General features: G+C 38.1%; 21 protein-coding genes. 14 read left to right on the forward strand and 7 right to left on the reverse strand.

The annotated features are described in order from the left end of the window. The 10 genes from AVJ19_RS07250 to AVJ19_RS22335 all read left to right on the forward strand — a co-directional run. The coding region (locus AVJ19_RS07250; RefSeq protein ID WP_416240574.1) for a TerD family protein at positions 1-657 on the forward strand (657 nt) is incomplete at its 5' end. A gap of 47 nt (positions 658-704) precedes the next feature. Then, positions 705-1,280 carry a TerD family protein gene (locus AVJ19_RS07255; RefSeq protein WP_111859095.1) on the forward strand — a complete coding sequence of 192 codons (576 nt, stop codon included), beginning with the start codon at positions 705-707 and terminating at the stop codon, positions 1,278-1,280. A gap of 14 nt (positions 1,281-1,294) precedes the next feature. Then, positions 1,295-2,398 (forward strand): DUF475 domain-containing protein, encoded by a 1,104-nt coding sequence (locus AVJ19_RS07260; RefSeq protein ID WP_111859096.1) that lies wholly within the window; start codon positions 1,295-1,297, stop codon positions 2,396-2,398. A gap of 3 nt (positions 2,399-2,401) precedes the next feature. Beyond that, the gene (locus AVJ19_RS07265; protein WP_111859097.1) at positions 2,402-2,980 is read left to right on the forward strand and encodes a TerD family protein; all 579 of its coding nucleotides are present in this window, start codon (positions 2,402-2,404) and stop codon (positions 2,978-2,980) included. A gap of 111 nt (positions 2,981-3,091) precedes the next feature. Continuing rightward, entirely contained in the window at positions 3,092-4,414 is a 1,323-nt protein-coding gene (locus AVJ19_RS07270; protein WP_111859098.1) for a VWA domain-containing protein, read from the forward strand. An 11-nt stretch (positions 4,415-4,425) separates the two neighbouring features. After that, positions 4,426-5,142 carry a TIGR00266 family protein gene (locus AVJ19_RS07275; RefSeq protein WP_111859099.1) on the forward strand — a complete coding sequence of 239 codons (717 nt, stop codon included), beginning with the start codon at positions 4,426-4,428 and terminating at the stop codon, positions 5,140-5,142. A 12-nt stretch (positions 5,143-5,154) separates the two neighbouring features. Next, positions 5,155-5,739: a TerD family protein gene (locus AVJ19_RS07280; protein ID WP_111859100.1), complete on the forward strand. Its 585-nt coding sequence runs from the start codon at positions 5,155-5,157 to the stop codon at positions 5,737-5,739. A 128-nt stretch (positions 5,740-5,867) separates the two neighbouring features. Then, complete coding sequence (locus AVJ19_RS07285; RefSeq protein WP_111859101.1) at positions 5,868-6,263, forward strand: tautomerase family protein; 396 nt, start codon at positions 5,868-5,870, stop codon at positions 6,261-6,263. Positions 6,264-6,286: 23 nt separating this feature from the next. Continuing rightward, positions 6,287-6,412 (forward strand): hypothetical protein, encoded by a 126-nt coding sequence (locus AVJ19_RS22665; RefSeq protein WP_265736081.1) that lies wholly within the window; start codon positions 6,287-6,289, stop codon positions 6,410-6,412. A 3-nt stretch (positions 6,413-6,415) separates the two neighbouring features. Then, positions 6,416-6,559, forward strand: coding sequence for a hypothetical protein (locus tag AVJ19_RS22335; RefSeq protein WP_213067207.1), 144 nt, complete (start codon positions 6,416-6,418; stop codon positions 6,557-6,559). A 64-nt stretch (positions 6,560-6,623) separates the two neighbouring features. On the opposite strand, the gene benE is transcribed toward AVJ19_RS22335, so the two are convergent. The 6 genes from benE to catA form a co-directional block, all read right to left on the reverse strand. Continuing rightward, on the reverse strand, positions 6,624-7,808 hold the full coding sequence (benE, locus tag AVJ19_RS07295; protein ID WP_111859102.1) for a benzoate/H(+) symporter BenE: 1,185 nt from the start codon (positions 7,806-7,808) through the stop codon (positions 6,624-6,626). A 155-nt stretch (positions 7,809-7,963) separates the two neighbouring features. After that, complete coding sequence (gene benD, locus AVJ19_RS07300) at positions 7,964-8,749, reverse strand: benzoate diol dehydrogenase BenD (protein ID WP_111859103.1); 786 nt, start codon at positions 8,747-8,749, stop codon at positions 7,964-7,966. 69 nt (positions 8,750-8,818) lie between these two features. Beyond that, positions 8,819-9,835 (reverse strand): benzoate 1,2-dioxygenase electron transfer component BenC, encoded by a 1,017-nt coding sequence (gene benC, locus AVJ19_RS07305; RefSeq protein ID WP_111859104.1) that lies wholly within the window; start codon positions 9,833-9,835, stop codon positions 8,819-8,821. Between the two features lie 93 nt (positions 9,836-9,928). Next, complete coding sequence (gene benB / locus AVJ19_RS07310; protein ID WP_065995102.1) at positions 9,929-10,429, reverse strand: benzoate 1,2-dioxygenase small subunit; 501 nt, start codon at positions 10,427-10,429, stop codon at positions 9,929-9,931. Then, a complete protein-coding gene (gene benA / locus AVJ19_RS07315) occupies positions 10,426-11,826 on the reverse strand; it encodes a benzoate 1,2-dioxygenase large subunit (RefSeq protein ID WP_111859105.1) in 1,401 nt (466 codons plus the stop codon). Before benA ends, benB begins: the two co-directional genes overlap by 4 nt. 113 nt (positions 11,827-11,939) lie before the next feature. After that, entirely contained in the window at positions 11,940-12,860 is a 921-nt protein-coding gene (catA, locus tag AVJ19_RS07320) for a catechol 1,2-dioxygenase (protein WP_111859106.1), read from the reverse strand. Positions 12,861-13,098: 238 nt separating this feature from the next. Between catA and AVJ19_RS07325 the strand changes: the two genes are divergently transcribed. The 4 genes from AVJ19_RS07325 to AVJ19_RS07340 all read left to right on the forward strand — a co-directional run bounded on the left by AVJ19_RS07325 (position 13,099) and on the right by AVJ19_RS07340 (position 18,027). Beyond that, entirely contained in the window at positions 13,099-14,016 is a 918-nt protein-coding gene (locus tag AVJ19_RS07325; protein WP_111859107.1) for a LysR family transcriptional regulator, read from the forward strand. Between the two features lie 543 nt (positions 14,017-14,559). Then, positions 14,560-15,933: an MFS transporter gene (locus AVJ19_RS07330; protein WP_111859108.1), complete on the forward strand. Its 1,374-nt coding sequence runs from the start codon at positions 14,560-14,562 to the stop codon at positions 15,931-15,933. A 102-nt stretch (positions 15,934-16,035) separates the two neighbouring features. Beyond that, entirely contained in the window at positions 16,036-17,337 is a 1,302-nt protein-coding gene (locus AVJ19_RS07335; protein WP_111859109.1) for a DcaP family trimeric outer membrane transporter, read from the forward strand. 147 nt (positions 17,338-17,484) lie between these two features. Beyond that, positions 17,485-18,027 (forward strand): SH3 domain-containing protein, encoded by a 543-nt coding sequence (locus AVJ19_RS07340; RefSeq protein ID WP_111859110.1) that lies wholly within the window; start codon positions 17,485-17,487, stop codon positions 18,025-18,027. Between the two features lie 55 nt (positions 18,028-18,082). On the opposite strand, the gene AVJ19_RS07345 is transcribed toward AVJ19_RS07340, so the two are convergent. Then, positions 18,083-18,955, reverse strand: coding sequence for a DMT family transporter (locus AVJ19_RS07345; RefSeq protein WP_111859111.1), 873 nt, complete (start codon positions 18,953-18,955; stop codon positions 18,083-18,085). Between the last annotated feature and the right edge of the window lie 101 nt (positions 18,956-19,056).

Consider the following 19,056-nt stretch of genomic DNA (forward strand, 5'->3'; position numbering starts at 1 on the left):
ACAGCAACGCCAACGCCAACGCCAACGCCAAGCTCAAGTTTAAATTTATCTAAAATTAAACTCGATAAAAGTAATTCAAGTATTAACCTCACCAAAAAAGGGACGGGTTTTGGTCGTATTTCAGTGAATTTAAATTGGAATCAAGGTCAAGCTGCACAGTCTGGTTCGTTCTTTAAAAAATTGGTTGGCGGTAATAAAACCATTGATTTAGATCTTGGTGCGATGATTCAGTTTAAAGGCGGACAAGTGGCTTTAGTACAGCCTTTAGGTAATCAGTTTGGACACTATGATCGCCCACCATTTATTCATTTGGATGGTGATGATCGTACAGGTGCAAGAACAACAGGTGAGAATTTACACATCAATGGTGATCGTTGGGATGAAATCGAACGCATTGTGATTTATACCTATATTTATTCGGGTGTGGCGCAATGGGCGGCAACCGATGGTGTGGTAACGATTCGTATTCCAAATCAACCTGAAATCGAAGTGCGTTTAACCGATGGTAATCATTTAACAACTTGTGCGATTGTTGAGCTGAAAAATGTTGGTGGTAGCATCCAAGCCAATCGTGAAGTGCGTTATTTCCAAGATCAACAATATTTAGACCAACATTATCGTTTTGGTTTCCGTTGGACGCAAGGGTCGAAAGATTAGTATTAAAATTTTTAACAATCAATTTCATAGATAAAGGGATAAGCAACATGGCTATTACTTTAAATAAAGGTGGAAATTTATCACTTAGCAAAACAGATCCATCACTTTCTCAAGTTCTTGTCGGTTTGGGTTGGGATGCACGTGCAACAGATGGTGCTGATTTTGACTTAGATGCATCTGCATTTTTATTGGGTGCAAATGATAAAGTTCGTGGTGAACATGATTTTATTTTCTATAACCAAACACGTTCACCAGAAGGTTCTGTAGAGCATACAGGCGATAACCGTACAGGTGATGGCGATGGCGATGATGAAGCCGTTAAAATCAATTTAGGTTTAGTGCCTGCGGATATTCAAAAAATTGCGATTACTGTGACTATTCATGATGCAGAACAACGTGGTCAAAACTTTGGTCAAGTACAAAATGCGTTTATTCGTGTTGTGAATGATCAAAGCAATGTTGAAATTGTACGTTTTGATTTAAATGAAGATTATTCAACTGAAACAGCGATGGTGTTTGGTGAATTGTATCGTCATAACGGTGAATGGAAATTCCGTGCTGTAGGTCAGGGCTATGCGGGTGGTTTACGTGCGATGTGCCATCAGTATGGCATTAGCATCTAAGATGAGTGGAATGAATGAAGCATTTTAGATTTTCGATAATTTTTACCATTATATGTTTAGCAATTTCGGCATATTGGGGATTTACACACGGTCCTGAAGCAGGCGTGATGATGATGCTAAAAGTACTTGCGATTACAGGTATTTTAGCCATCATGGAAGTGTCGTTGTCTTTTGATAATGCCGTGGTCAATGCTTCGGTATTGAAGCATTGGGATATGTTCTGGCGAAAACTATTCTTAACAGTCGGTATTATCGTTGCTGTATTTGGTATGCGATTGGTGTTTCCATTGCTCATTGTGGGTGTAACTGCCGATATGAGTATGGTCGAAGTGGCAAAACTTGCACTGAATGACCCGAAAACTTATTCAGAAAAACTGATGGCACATCATGCGGAAATTGCTGCTTTTGGTGGTATTTTCTTATTACTTGTGTTCTTAAACTTCCTTTTTGATGATGAAAAAGATGAACATTGGTTTCATTGGTTGGAATCAAAACTGGCAGATTTAGGTAATATTCAAGCCATTTCAGTCTTTATTTCACTGATTGCATTGTTAGTGATCGCAGGTTTTGTTCCAGATGCACAGCGTTTAGTTGTGGTGATGGCAGGGATTTGGGGTATTGTGGTCTATGTTGGTGTGCAAGTTATTGGACATTTACTAGAAGGCAGTGGCTCAGATGATGACGAAGAAGATGAGAAATCTTCAAATGGCAACGCAACTGTAACAGGTACAGTAGTGAAAGGTGGTATCGGTGGCTTCTTGTATTTAGAAGTTTTAGATGCTTCATTTAGTTTTGATGGTGTAATTGGTGCATTTGCAATTACCAATGATGTTGTTGTCATTATGTTAGGTTTGGCGATTGGTGCGATGTTTGTTCGTTCTATGACCATTTACCTTGTTGAAAAAGGCACATTGGATGCCTATGTATACTTAGAGCATGGTGCACATTATGCCATTGGTGCTTTAGCACTGATTATGCTTGCAAGTGGTACTGGTGTGCATGTACCAGAAGTTGTAACAGGATTGATTGGTGTGGCGTTCATTGTATGGGCGGTATTGTCATCAATTTCGTACAGTAAGAAACAGCAAAAGTTAGAATCAACAGAAGAAGGAAACTAAGACATGGCGATTAGCTTATCTAAAGGCGGTAACATTAACTTATCTAAAACTGCACCGACAATGAACAAGGTGGATTTAGGTTTAGGTTGGAACCCACGTGTAACTGACGGTAAAGCGTTTGACTTAGATGCAGTCGCATTTTTGACTGATGAAAATGGCAAAGTGACAGGTGATGGCGGTTTTATTTTCTTTAACCAAAAAGTTTCTCCATGTGGTTCTGTAACGCATCAAGGCGACAACCGTACAGGTGATGGCGATGGTGATGATGAAACGATTTCTGTAGATTTGTCTAAAGTTCCTGCAAATATTGCAAAAGTTGTATTCGCAGTTACGATCCATGAAGGTCAGCAAAATAACCAAAACTTTGGTCAAGTAGACCGTGCATACATCCGTGTCATCAACCAAGATGCAAATGGTGAAGAACTTGCACGTTTTGACTTGTCTGAAGATGGTAGCACTGAAGTTGCAATGATCTTTGGTGAATTATACCGTCACAGTGGCGAGTGGAAATTCAAAGCTGTAGGTCAAGGCTTTAACGGTGGTTTAGGTGCATTAGCAGCGAGCTACGGTGTTGCAGTTTAATCTGTAAAATTTGTGCAAACACAGTACTAAAAGAGCAATCTTTTAGTACTTGAAAATGATTTTCAATAGTTTCAATAGATCGTTTTCAAGTGCTAAAATTAGAGAAAAATTATGCAATTGGTTTCTGGACAAAAATTTGCATTGATGCAGGTGCTACATGCAGCGCAGCAATTTAGTGTGCGTGTGCAGATTCAAGCAGCATTCGATATTGATATTGCAAGTTTTGGTTTGGGGCAAAATGATCAGCTTTATCATGATGATTACATGACTTTTTTCAACCAACCGAAAAGCCCTGAAAATGAAGTGCAATATTCACAACACGGACAGCAACATATTTTTCAGTTTGATCTGAGTGAAATAGATGCTCAGAAAACCCCACGTTTTGTGATTTGTGCCACTGTAGATGATGCACAACTGAGTTTGAAAAATATTGAACAGATTCAAGTTGAATTGCTCAATCCACAATCGCAAGTATTAGCAAGTTATCTATTAACTGCGACCCATTTTCAGCAAGAAAAAGCCTCAATGCTGTGTGAAATTTATTTTAAAAATGATGCTTGGCGAATGACTGCCGTTGGGCAGGGCTTTAACGGGGGCTTAAAAGCTTTGGTTGAACATTTTGGTGGTGAAGTTGCTGAAGAAACAACATCTGCACATCAAGAAACTGTAAATGTAAGTCATCAGTCAAACAATACACAGCCAACATCAACGCTTGATCTCAAGAAAAAACTGGTTTTAGATAAAATCGAAAAATCTGCACCGCAGCTTTTAGATCTGACGAAAAAGTCTTTATTGAGTTTAGAAAAAAATAATTTACTGGGTGTAAAAGCACGTGTGGCATTGGTTCTCGACTATTCAGGTTCGATGAATCAACAATATAAAAAAGGCGATGTACAAAAAGTTTTAGATCGTATCATGCCTTTGGCTGTGAATTTTGATGATGACGGTAGTTTTGAATGTTGGGCATTTGCTCAAAATGCTTTACGTCTCAGCGATGTACATCTTGGAAATTTAAAAAATTATATTAATAAAGAACAAGGTGGTCATAAAAAATGGGATGCTGGCGCACGTTTTAACAATGAACCTGTGGCACTGAATGCAGTGATTGATTATTTTACTCAACAAAGTCCATCAGACTTGCCTGTGTATGTGGTGTTTATTTCGGATGGTGGTGTGTCTGAAACCAAGAAAATTAAACAGATTTTAAAAGATGCTTCGAATCAAGCAATATTTTGGCAATTTGTCGGCATCGGTGGGCGCAACTATGGTGTGCTTGAACAGTTAGATGAAATGTCAGGGCGTGTAATTGACAACTGTAATTTCTTTGAGATGGACAATATTGACAGTATGCCTGAGTCGCAACTGTATGATTTATTGTTAAATGAATTTCCAATGTGGCTTAAAGCTGCACAGCAAAAAAATATCATTAAATAGGACAGAAAACGATGGCAACTTTTACCTTAGTCGGTAGTCCAGAACCTTTTTTACATGTCAGTATGACCCGTGGTGAGTCGATTTATTGTGAATCAGATGCCATGGTGATGGTAGAACAAAACCTTGAGGTGACAGGGAAACTACGTGGCGGTGTGTTTCAGGCATTTATGCGTAAATTTACTTCAGGTGAGTCTTTATTTCAGCAGCAAATCAAAGCTTCAAAAGGTGATGGTGAATGCTTGCTCTCACCAAATTTAGATGGTGATATGCAGATTTTAGAGGTTGGACAACGTCAGTATATTTTGTCAGATGGCTCTTTTGTTGCTGCAACTGAACAGACCAATATCAAAGCCAAAGTGCAAAGCAATATTGGTGGTGCACTATTTGGTGGTACAGGTGGTTTTGTCGTGATGGAAACCAGTGGGCAAGGGCAAGTGTGTATTTCAGGTAGCGGTACATTGCTTGAATTAGATATTACCCCTGAACAAGGTGAAGTCACCATTGATAACGGACACGTTGCTGCATGGGATGCCTCTTTAAATTATAACATTGGCATGCCAACCTCAGGCGGTAGCGGTATTGTGGGTAATATTTTTAATAGCCTCACCAGTGGTGAAGGTTTAGTGATTAAGTTTCGAGGGCATGGCAAAGTGATTGTATGTTCTAGAAATCGTGCAAGTTATTTACAGTGGTTGGCATCGGCTTTAGGTCGTGGAAATTCAAACTAAGGGAAACAATAAATGGGTATTAGTCTAGTAAAAGGTCAAAAAATTTCGTTAGAAAAACCAGATGGTTCTTCATTAACAAAAATTTATTTGGGTGCAGGTTGGGACGTTGCGAAAAGTGGCGGCTTTTTAGGTGGTATGTTTGGCGGTGGTGGTTCTATTGATTTAGATGCTTCTGCGATTTTATTTGATGCCAATAAGCAAGTGCTTGATAATGTATGGTTTGCTCAATTACGTAGCCGTGATGGTAGTATTCAGCATTCAGGTGATAACTTGACGGGTGAGGGTGATGGCGATGATGAGAAAATCTTTGTTGATTTGACACGTGTCCCTGATCAAGTTCAGCAAATTGTATTTACCATCAGTAGTTTCCGTGGTCAAACTTTTGAAAAAGTTGCGAATGCATTTTGTCGTGTTGTGGATGAAACCAATAATACTGAAGTTGCAAAATATAATCTGTCAGCACAAGGTAATTACACAGCATTGATTATTGCGAAAGTATATCGTCACAATGGCGCTTGGAAAATGTCTGCGCTGGGCGAGTCTTGCCAAGGTAAAACCATTCATGACATCGTTCCATCAGTATTGCCTTTGTTGTAATTGATTGTTTTGAAAGATTTAAAAGCCTGATTGTTAGAAATCAGGCTTTTTTATATGTTTGAAATAAAAAATATATTGGAATATAAATATTGCTGAAAGATTAAATACAGTTAAATAGGATAATTACAATGCCAAGTATTATGATTGAAGTCAGAAAACATTATACACCTGATACTGAATTAGAAATAATGGAGGCTGTGCATAAAGCCTTTAGAGATGCTTTTAAAATTTTGCCTCATGATCGTAATATACGTTTTGTAGAGCATGAACCACAGAGTTTTCAATGTCCACCAGATCGAGAAAAGCCTGAATTTTATACTCTGATTACGATAGATGCTTTTGTTGGGCGTTCTCTAGATGCGAAACGGAATTTATATCAAAACATTGTCAATAATCTTGCGCCTATAGGCATTCCTAAAGATCATGTTAAAATAATTTTGCGTGAACTTTCTGCAGAAAACTTTGGTGTACGAGGTGGACAAGCAGCATATGATATAGATTTAGGGTTTAATATAAATGTTTAAAAATAAAAAAATAAGGTGTGATGATGAATAAAAATGTTTATATTTTTCAGGGAGAATGTGCAACATTTAGCTCAGCTGTATTTTCAAATATAGTACAAGCCAAAGAGTGGATTGAGAAAAATAATTTAAGTGGTATTTTGACCGAATAGATCTTGGATTATCCTGTATATGATTGGGCAGTTGAAAAAGGCTATTTTAAACCAAAGTCAGAAAAAGATTATTCTCCTCGATTCATTGGTGGATTTAGCTCGGCGTATCAAAAGCATTGGCACTATGTGGATGGAAAGGCTGAATAAATAAAAGTCTCACCTAAAATAAATTTAGATGAGCTATTTTCTATTTAAAACTTGAAGTTTGGGTTTATGCTTTTTGACGTTTGGTTAAAATCAAATGTGCCACGATGCCGATACAAATACCCCAAAATACTGAACTTAGACCCAAAAAACTCATGCCTGAAGCCGTTGCTAAAAAAGTCAGTAAAGCAGCATCGCGCTGATTTTCATTTTTCATTGACACGGCGATATTGGTCGAAATTGCACCAAGAAGCGCAAGCCCTGCCAAAGCAGCAACCAATTCTTTAGGTAATAAGGTGAATAACATCACGATACTACCTGCAAACAAACCACCTAAAATATAAAATATTCCATTGGCAATCCCTGCGATATAGCGTTTTTCTTTTAGCTCATGCGCATCTTTGCCCATACATAAGGCTGCTGTGATGGATGCCAAGACAATGGTAATCCCACCAACACAAGCTACAGCCATGGAAGCAACACTTGTGGCAGTAATAATCGGTTTAGCAGGGGTGTCATAACCACTGAGCTTCATGATCGCCATGCCGGGTAGAAATTGCCCCGATAAGCTGACTAAAGTCAGTGGAATCGCAAGATTGAGCGTTGAGTTCCATGTCCATTCAGGCATGATAAATTGTGGAATAGCCAATGAAAAATCGACATCAACAGGATTCATTTTGCCCAAAGCTAAACTTAAAATCACACCTGAAATAAGTACGAAAATCATGGCATAACGAGGATTGATACGCTTTGCAACCAAGTAGACCATAAGCATACCAAACACGATGATGGGCATGGTGTCTGTGGCTTTAAATAAACCTAAGCCAAACTGAAATAAAATCCCTGCCATCATGCCTGCGGCAACATCCTGTGGTATCCATTTCAATAACTTATCAAATGAGCCAGAGATGCCAATCAAGAAAATCACCACGGCTGAGGTGATATAAGCAGCAACGGCTTCATTTAAAGAAATATCTGGAAATAGGGTGACGAGCAGCGCTGTACCGGGTGCAGACCATGCGGTAATGACAGGCACTTTAAATTTGATGGATAAAAATATCCCTGCAACTGCTGCGCCAATTGAAATGCCCCAAATCCATGAAATCATCATGGCATTACTGACATTCGCTTGTTGAGCAGCTTGGAAAAAAATAATCAGGGGACCTGAATAGGAAATCAAGACTGCTAAAAAGCCTGCAACTGTGGCTGAAATTGACCAATCTTGTTTTAAGGTTTTAAACAGGGTTGCCATTAAGCATCTGCCTCCATGCATGTTTAATTCAATGATCCTGCTGAATTATGTTTAAAATTTTGTTCAATCATGTATTTACTAAAAAGTAAAATCCACATCGTGATGCAGATTTTAATTATTTAATATTTTCAATGTGATAGGGTGAATAATAAGTTTTATCCCTGATCTCCACCACCGACAGGAACAACTGTGCCTGTAATATAAGATGATTCATCTGAAGCTAAGAATAAAATTGCATTCACTTGTTCTTGAATCGTACCGTATCGACCAAGGAAAGTACGATCAATGGTTTGATCTACCACTTCTTGCATCCATTGTTTCTCATTGTCTGATAATGGATTTGCATTGCGTGGGACTTTACGTGGAGGTGCTTCTGTACCGCCTGTGGCAACAGCATTAATACGAATACCATCTTTGGCGTGTTCAAAAGCAATCGCTGCGGTCAGTGCATTGACACCACCTTTTGATGCCGAGTAAGGTACACGGTTAATTCCTCGTGTTGCAATCGAGGATACATTTACAATCGTACCTTGTTGATTTTTAATCATTTCAGGCAATACTGCACGACAACACCAGAGTGTTGGGAACAAGGAGCGATTGACTTCCTTGATGATTTCTTCTTCAGAAAACTCTTGGAAAGGTTTCATCCAGATTGCACCGCCAACATTGTTGATCAGGGCATCAACTCGACCATATTTGGCAATGGCTTGTGCCACGACGGATTCAGCGCCTGAAAATGTTTCTAAGTCTGCATGAACTGTAATGGCATCACCTTGATTTTGTGAGATTTCAGCTAAAACTTCATCGACAATATCTGAGCGATCTGCAAGTACAACTTGTGCACCTTCTGCCGCAATTTGTAATGCAACACCACGTCCGATGCCTTGGGCTGCACCTGTAACGATCACGACTTTATTTAAAAATCTTTGTGGGTTTGACATTTTATTTTCCTAAATGATTGAATGCTAAGTAAATGAAAGCCTAGTGCGATGACTAGGCTTATGAATACATCAATTCGCAGAGAATTTTTCAAATAAGAAATTGGCAGGTTTTACACCTTCCGTATCTAACCAACCACGGACAGCTTCAACCATTGGAACTGGACCACAAAGGTAAATGTCGACATCACCGGCATTTAACCAGTCATTTTCAATATGTGCAGTGACATAGCCTTTACGTTCATGGTTTGAGTCAGGATGTGCAATCACAGTACGGTACTCGAACCAAGAGAATTTTTCTTGTAATTCATTGAGTTTTTCAATCGCAACAAGGTCGCAATCATTGGTTGCACCGAAGACTAAACGTACTGGTTGTTCAGAACCTTTTTCTTCTAGAACTTGTAGCATTGACATAAATGGTGCAATACCTGTACCCCCTGCAAGCATAAGAACAGGGCGCACCACATTACGTAAATAGAAACTACCAAATGGACCTGTGAATGTCATTTTATCGCCAGCTTGAGCATTGGCACTTAAAAACTCGCTCATCTTACCATTCGGGACATTACGTACAACAAAGCCTGTTAAGCGGTTGCCTGGTTTTGAACTAAATGAATAAGAACGAGTTTCTGTCGTCCCTGGCAATACAACATTGACATATTGACCTGCAAGGAAATGAATATCTGGCTGACCTTCATCGAGTTGAATATCAAAGGTAATGGTTGAGTCAGATAGATTTTCTACACGTGCCAGAGTACCTTGGAATGCATGAATCTGTGTTTTACAGACATCTGAGGTGGCTTGGATTTGGAATACAGCATCAGATTTGGGTTTACATTGGCACGCCAAAATGTAGCCTTGTTCTGCTTCTTCAGGGGTTAAAGCATCTTCAATATAGTTTTCTTCAGGCATGTCATAAGTGCCAGACTCACAAAACGCACGGCATGTACCGCAAGCACCATCACGGCAGTCTAAAGGAATGTTAATTTTTTGGCGATAGGCTGCATCAGATAAAGTTTCACCTTGAGCAACACTAATAAAACGAGTAACGCCATCTTCAAATTGAAGTGCAACATTGTGGTTTGACATGGCTAGAATCCTACTTAAATTGTGATACTTTTGACATTCAGCATAGGGAGTTTGCTGAATGTCATCCTTGTTTGTTTTTAGAGGTGGTCAATATCAGAGGTGATAAATATCAATAACTTGGTTGATATAATCATTTTTTAATACCACATATTTACTTAAAATTTGTGGTTGTTCACCTGAGAAATCAATCTCATAGCGTGACATGCCAAAGTAGCTATAACTGTTTTTGTAGCGGAAACTTAACGTGTTCCAGTTAAAACGTACTGTGACTTTGTCACCATCACGTTCTACGACTTCAACATTAGCAATGTTGTGTGCAGTACGTGTATCAGGCATGGTTGCAGATGAACGTTCGGTTTTGATACGAAATACACGATCTTCTAAGCCTTGACGGTCAGGGTAGTAGATCAATGAGATTTCAGCTTGTGGGTCTTCAGTGAGTTTATCGTCATCATCCCAAGCAGGCATCCAAAATGATGCTGTAGGCGCATAACAATTTAACCAATCATCCCATTGTTCATCATCTAAAAAACGTGCTTCACGGTAGAGGAACTGGGCGATATTTTCTAAAGATGCTTTATCTTGTGCACTCATGCTGTTTCTCCTTGTGCAGCCGTTTCTAATTCTGCAAGTTCTTTTTCAGCAGAAATTGCATGTTTCATGGTTTTGAGCCAATATTGATGTTGAGCAAGATATAAGCCTTCATCTTCAGTTTTGATACAGCTCAATGCAGGTTTTAAACCAATTTCATTTGCAGCAGCATCAGGACCTTGAATCCAATGTTTTGAACCACGGCACATGTCATTCCATTCAAGTTCGATACCTGCATAGCCTGCTTGGCATGCACGGAATTCTTCTAAGTCATCAGGTGTTGCCATACCTGAAGCATTAAAGAAATCTTCGTACTGACGGATACGGCGAGCACGTGCTTCAGGTGCTTCACCTACAGGCGCAATACAATAAATCGTCACTTCAGTTTTGTTGACAGAAATTGGACGTAACACACGGATTTGTGAACCAAATTGATCCATTAAGTAGACGTTTGGATAGAGACATAAGTTACGTGAACGTTCAATCATCCATTTTGACATTGGTGCGCCAAATTTTGCGGTATATTCTTCAGCCTTGACGAAATTTGGACGGTCTTCTGGGTTTGCCCATTGTGTCCAAAGTAGCATATGACCATGATCAAAACCGTATGAACCACCACCTTGTTTACCCCAAGAGCCTGCACTCATGGCACGAACATTATCCAGTTCTTGTTGCTTTTCTTTACGGTGTTGGGTTGTTGCCGCATAGTTCCAATGCACTGCAGACACGTGATAACCATCTGCACCATTTTCAGCAGTGAGTTTCCAGTTGCCTTCGTAGGTATAGGTTGAAGAACCTCGTAAAACTTCTAAACCTTGTTCAGACTGATCTACAATCATGTCAATGATTTTTGTGGTTTCACCTAAGAATTCTTCTAAAGATGGTACATCTGGGTTTAAGCTACCAAATAAGAAACCTTTATAGTTTTCAAAACGTGCAACTTTTTTCAGATCATGCGAACCTTCTTTGTTAAAGCAATCAGAATAACCTGCTTCACTTGGATCTTTGACTTTAAGTAATTTACCTGAGTTGTTAAATGTCCAGCCGTGGAAAGGGCAGGTATAAGTTGCTTTGTTGCCACGTTTATGACGGCAAAGTTGCGCACCACGATGTGAACAGGCATTAATCATGGCATTAAGTTCGCCATTACGATTACGTGCGATCAAAATCGGCTGACGACCAATATGTGTGGTGTAATAGTCGTTATTATTTTGAATTTGACTTTCATGAGCTAAATAGACCCAATTCCCTTCGAAAATATATTTCATTTCGAGGTCAAAAAGGGCTTGATCTGTAAATACTGAACGATGAAGTTTAAATTCACCTGTTTCAAAATCATCTACAAGTAATTCATCAATACGATCTAGGTGGCTAGTGTTAATCACTGGAATACGTGGCATGTCCGTTCTCCGACTGTCCAAATGTGGGCAAGTCACCGAAATATCATTTTATTTTTTAAAATAATATTTCAGTTCCAAAAGCATTTTAAAAATAAAAGGGTGTGGTATCGACCTTATGCAGAAGCGCGGCGGCGCTCAACTTCAGTCGAAGGTGCAGCAGCTTGTTCTTTCACAAGTTGTACATTAAATGTAATATGTTTAAAGGGTTTACCTACACCACGGCGTGAAATTTCAGCTTCATCAGTGACGTCTTCAGCGACTGCGACTAAGCCATCACGGGTTGCGAATGCAAAGTCATCCCATAGGTATTGATCACCTTCGATATTAAATTGTGTGGTGAGTTTGCGATAACCTGGTGCAGAAACAAAATAATGCACATGTGAAGGACGATTACCATGACGACCTAATTTGTCCAGTACAAACTGCGTAGTCCCTTCAGGTGGGCAGCCATAGCCAACTGGCATGGTGGTTTGTGCGACATACTGACCATTGGCATCAGATAAAATTGTGCGACGTAAATTAAAATCAGACTGTGATTTATCAAAGAATGAATAATTGCCTAGACTGTTGGCATGCCAAACTTCAACTTTTGCACCTTCGATAAGGTTGCCTGCGGTATCTGTCACTTGACCTTCGATAAATAAAGTATCAACCTTGTCAGATTCAGAGCCATCATCCATGCGAGCAAAACCAACCGATTCTGGTGCACCTGCTACATATAATGGACCTTCGATGGTACGTGGTGTACCACCTGAAATACCTGCTTTGGCATCCGCTTCATCAGCACGTAAGTCCAAATAGTGTTCTAAACCTAAACCTGCTGCGAGAAGTCCCAACTCATTGGCTTTACCTGCGTCAGTAAAATATTCGAGACCTTTCCAGATTTCAGTTGAAGACAAATCTAAGTCTTCAATCGCTTGGAATAAATCACTTAATAGACGAACGACCACTTGCTGTACACGAGCATCGACAACACCAGTGGCAGTGTCAACATTCATTTTTTTCACAAGTTCATTAATTTCTTGACGATTCATACTAAGCTCCTAGAGTATGAGGTCATCCTGAGCGACAAGCATTCCTTTTTGTAGCTGGCTGACAGGCTGGCCCAAATGTGATTGCAATTCCATTTAGATTTTTAGATCTGAAAAAATCAGTTTAAAAAAACTTCACTTTGTTGCTAATTTACTTCATGCTATATACCTTAAATGAATAAATTAGGTCTTGTCGAAGATCAATTATGTATTTTTTTATACTTTAAAGGTATTCGTTGTCATGGAACTTAGACATCTACGTTATTTTGTTGCAGTGGTGGAAGAGCAAAGTTTCACCAAAGCTGCTGAAAAATTATTCATTGCACAGCCACCATTGAGTCGACAGATTCAAAATTTGGAAAATGAGCTGGATGTTCAACTATTTATTAGAGGAAGTAGACCACTTAAAACCACAGAAGCAGGTCAATTTTTCTATCAACACGCCGTTAAACTTTTGTCTAATGCAGAGGAAGTTAAGTCGATGACCAAGCGTGTCGGTTTGGCTGATCGTACATTAAATATTGGTTTTGTTGGTTCATTATTGTTCGGCTTATTGTCCAATATTGTTTATTTATTCAAACAGCAAAATCGGGATATTAAAATTGAAATGGTCGAAATGACCACAACCGATCAAATAGAAGCACTGAAAGAGGGGCGTATAGATGTCGGTTTTGGACGTTTACGCATTTCCGATTCTGCGGTAAAACGTGTGTTGCTGCGTGAAGAACCTTTAATGGTCGCTGTACATGCCAGTAGTCCTTTAGTTCGCCAATATAAAGATGGTATTTATTTGGCAGATTTACTCGATCAACATATTTTGCTGTATCCAAATCATCATAAACCTAACTTTTCGACTCAAGTACGGCATTTATTTTCAGAATATGGTTTAGACCTAAAAAATGTTCGTGAAGTACGAGAGTTGCAACTTGCACTAGGTTTTGTCGCTGCTGCTGAAGGGATCTCAATCGTACCGAGTAGTGCACAGAATATTCACTTATCACACTTACATTTTATCCCATTATTAGATGATGCTGCGGTCAGTCCTATTTTTATGGCAATGCGAAATATGGATGAAAATAGTGACATTCATTCACTTTTTGACTGTGTTTATCAGGTGTATGACCTTGAACATATTGGTTATGAACGTAGGGTACTTTAGAAAAAACAATATGATCATGTGCAAATATTCAACAACCATGCATTTTTAGGCTCAGGGAAATGTCATGGATGTTGAATGATTGTGTATTTTTAGTACATATTAAATTTGAACCAGTATAATATTTCAGCATTGATGATCGACCTTGGTCGCATTTTATAATAAGACTAATGAGAAAAATGATTTAATCATACTGATTTTTTAAATTATCCACATTAAATAAAAATATTATTAAATAAAAATTAAGCATCATAAATTAAGAATAAAGTTGCCTTAAAATGTCAATTTAGATGAAAGATAGTATTTAAATTATCTTTATTTGATTTTTTAATATGGAAAATAAAGGCATGAATTTGATTATTTATCCTAAAATAAAAATGATTGAAAAATAATTAATATCTTTGTAAATATTTGTTATTTAAAACATAAAATAAAAACCTACTTTTTAGGTATGGATTTATACGCAATCGGTTTTGGACATTAAAAACACTTTAATTCATTGTTTGATAAATTTTCTACCGTTCACGCGCAGGAGGCGCAAAGTGTATGGCGAATCTAAATATAAATACAATTGTGGATGAAGCGAAGTTCACCCCATTTCATTGGAACGTATTAATTTGGTGTTTACTGATTATTATTTTTGATGGTTATGATTTGGTTATTTATGGCGTTGCATTACCATTATTAATGCAAGAGTGGGGATTATCTGCGGTACAGGCAGGTATGCTCGCAAGTACGGCTTTATTTGGCATGATGTTCGGTGCAATGTGCTTTGGAACTTTGTCGGATAAATTGGGTCGTAAAAAAACCATCATGATTTGCGTTGCAATTTTTAGTGGCTTCACTTTCCTTGGTGCATTTGCATCAAACCCGATTGAATTTGGTATTTTACGTTTTCTGGCTGGTTTAGGTATCGGTGGTGTTATGCCAAACGTTGTGGCATTGATGACTGAATACGCACCGAAAAAAATCCGCAGTACTTTGGTTGCTGTGATGTTTAGTGGCTATGCCATTGGTGGTATGACTTCAGCATTGTTAGGTGCATGGTTAGTGACTGATTATGGTTGGAAAATCATGTTCTATATCGCCGTGATTCCATTTGTAGCTTTACCATTGATTTGGAAATTTTTACCTGAGTCTTTGATGTTCTTAACCAATAAAGGCAGAACAGACGAAGTCCGTGAAAATGTGCAAAAAATTGCCCCAGAAAAAACCATTGCTGCTGATACTGTATTTGTCTTAAACGAAGCAACAGCAGGTGATGAAGCGCCATTACGTGCTTTATTCCAACAAGGGCGTACTTTTAGCACCTTGATGTTCTGGATAGCATTCTTTATGTGTTTACTGATGGTTTATGCATTGGGTAGTTGGCTACCAAAACTGATGATTCAAGCAGGTTACTCGCTTGGTGCAAGTATGATTTTCCTTTTTGCTCTAAATATTGGTGGTATGGTGGGGGCGATTGGAGGTGGGGTATTGTCAGACCGCTTCCACTTAAAACCTGTCTTAACCATTATGTTTGCATTGGGTGCATTGGCATTAATTTTACTTGGCTTTAAGAGTCCACAAGCGGTTTTATATACCCTGATTGCCATTGCTGGTGCTGCAACGATTGGTTCACAAATTTTACTTTATACTTTTGTGGCACAGTTCTATCCAGCGGCAGTTCGTTCTACAGGTATGGGCTGGGCATCAGGCATTGGACGAATCGGTGCAATTGTGGGTCCAGTCTTAACAGGCGCATTATTGACCTTACAATTACCACATCAAATGAACTTTTTAGCGATCGCTATCCCGGGTGTAATCGCAGCATTGGCAATCTTCTTGGTGAATTTAAAAGCATCGACAGATCAGAGCAAAGATACAACATCACAAGCTTTGGTTAAAAATGAATCAGTAATTGAGTCATCTGTCAATTAAACTAAAGACATTTATTTATAAATTTCTTTATGCTTTTGAATCATATAAATTTATTCATGGCATCAAAGGATGATGCCATTATCATCAAGAAATGAGGTTTGGATGAATACTCACAACAAAAATTTGAAAGTTAAAACGCTTTTATTGGCAATGGGTTTATGTAGTACCACAATGCTGCAAGCAAAAGATGTGAATCCTGAAATTGCACAGTTACGTAATGAAATTAATGAATTACGTCAGTTGTTAAATCAGCAAACACAGCAGCAACAGCAACAAGCGGTACAACTGCAAAACTATCAAGCTGAAAAAGTTCAACTTGCAAATAAAGATGATGCTGTTCAGCGCAACGGTTTAACCTTGACTAAAGGTGGCGCTGAAATGAGTTTCTACGGTAATGTGCGAGCAGATTTGCAGTATCAAATTGAAGGTGGTCCTGCAAGTCGAATCTATAACCAAATCAATGCTGTTGCATTGGATGGTGTGAGTGAAAATAGCGACAATTTAAAATCAACATTGGCAGCAACCCGTTTAGGTTTTGATTTTAAAACGCCAACAGCAGCGGGTGATGTCGGTGGTAAAGTTGAAGTTGACTTTTTAGGCGGCTCATCATTAGATACTTTGCGTATTCGCCATGCATATTTAACCTATGGTAATTGGTTAGTGGGTCAAACATGGTCAAACTTTGCACCACCTGACTTTATGCCAGAATCAATTGATGCATTAGGTTTTGTCGGTGGAGCAGTAAAACGTACACCACAAGTACGCTATACGCAAAAGTTAAATGCAGATACGAATTTTGTCTATGCACTAGAAGATTCTAAAGATGCAAGTTCTGATACGCGTTTACCTGCATTTACAGCACGAGCAAATCATAAATTTGCAGATAATTTTGCACTCAGTGCACGAGGTATGGTCACTGAAAAGCGTACCAAAGCCGATGAAGAAACTGCTTGGGGTGTGGGTGTGGGGGTGAAATATGACATTACACCAAAAACATCATTAAAGGCTGATTACTATCATGTGAATGGTGATAGTAGTTTTGTATCGTGGACGAACCAAGGTTTTGTGACAGATGCAAATAATCAAATTCTTGAAACCAATGAATTTGATTCTATTACAGTTGGTGTAACTCAACAATTCAATGAAAAGTTACGTGGTACTTTGGGTTATGGCTATATGAAAGCGGATGAAAATGACTTATATGTCAATGCGCTTGCAGACAAGACCAAAGCCAACAAAGACTTATGGCAAGCATGGGCAAACGTATTTTATAGCCCAGTTAAACCACTTAGCTTTGGTGTAGAATATGTATTTGGTGAGCGTGAAGCATTTGGCGCTGCACCAAATGGCAGTAAAACAGGTGAAGATAATCGTGTAAATGCGGTTGCAATTTATAATTTCTAATTTTTATAAATTGATCTAAATCTATCCAATAAGCTAATTGTGATCTAGCTTATTGGATTTTTTATTTTGAATAATCTTTAATTTTTTTAAAAAATTTTGAATAAAATTCAAGCATGTTTTGTATCAAAAGCTTTATGGGGAAGCATTATGAAAGCATTGTTTTATATTTTACTGTTTATACCCTTTATATGTTTTGCCCAACCTAATGAAGTTGTGGACCGACTAGAAATATTAAGTAAAACATTAAGCCAAGGAAATTATGAAAATCCAAATGATGCATTTTATCCACTAGAACTTCAATTTGTAAAAACGAATAAATTAAATGTACGAGATCATCCAGTAAATGGAAAAATTGTTGACCAGCTTAAAAAAGGAGATAAAGTCTTTATTTATGAGCGAAATAATTTATGGGATAGAATCTCACAAGAATTTGATGCTCCTAAATGGGTCTTATCAACTCATCTTTGTAAAGAATCAAATTGTTTTAAAGAAAAAGAAATTAAACAGTTGGTTGAGAAATCCAATGATCAAAAACCCATATATTCTTCTTATAAAGCCACACGTGAAAATTCAAAAATAGTGAATAATAGTAGGAGTGGAGCTTGTCCTTGTAGCGGTTCTTCTAATTGTGTGGGTCCAAGAGGAGGGCAATATTGTTATACTTCGGGTGGAAATAAGCGCTATCGTTAATTATTCGTAACGTACCTAAATCCTGACATCCATGTCATAGAATTCGTTCTGATTATTAAGCATATTTTTTGGCAAAACTGACACAGAGCAAGACTGAAATACTGACCAAAAACATTACAAAACTAATCGACTCACCCAAAAAGAGCGCAGAGAATAAAAAACCAATAAAAGGCTGCAATAGTTGAATTTGTCCAATTTTAGCAATACCGCCTAAGGCTAAACCTTTATACCAAAAGAAAAAACCAATCAGCATACTAAAAGCAGACACATAAACCAGACCTAATATTGCTGAAAGAGAAATATGGGATAAATCAGTCGGAAAATAATAAATACTGAATATTGCCATAAATGGAAAAGCCAGTAAAAGTGCCCAACAAATCACTTGCCAACTGCCAAGTTTACGTGAGAGTTGACCACCTTCAGCATAGCCTAGACCACATAAAAGAATTGCAATGATCATATAAAAATCACCATGATTTAACTGTAAATGTGGACGATCCAACAACATAAAACCGATGACAAAGCTACTTCCAAGTAAAGCAAAAAACCAGAATATTAAACTCGGTTTTTCATGCGCACGTAAAACTGCAAAAATTGCTGTAGAAAGTGGTAATAAACCTACAAATACAATGGCACGTGCTGAAGTAATGCTTTGTAAAGCCAAAGCTGTAAATAATGGAAAGCCAATCACGACCCCTAAAGCAACGATACTTAAAGATTTTATTTGTGCATAATTTGGAAATTTAAGTTTAAATTGATCATAAAATAGCAAACAAAAGAATCCTAAAACCGCTGCAATTGCTGCTCGTGCAACCGTTAAAAATTCAGGGCTAAAACCTTGTACTGCAATACGTGTCGCAGGCAATGAGCCTGCAAAAATGATTACACCAATCAAGCCATTACACCACGCTAAATTTTGCTTATTCATAAAAATTTTCGTTTAAAAATAAAGTTGATTTAAGCGTTTTAACGACAGTGAGAACAGAAACAGTGTAATACAATAAAAAGAAACTGTTATGCTTATGTATA

It is taken from the genome of Acinetobacter sp. CFCC 10889, assembly GCF_003268395.1.
Taxonomy (GTDB): Bacteria; Pseudomonadota; Gammaproteobacteria; order Pseudomonadales; family Moraxellaceae; genus Acinetobacter.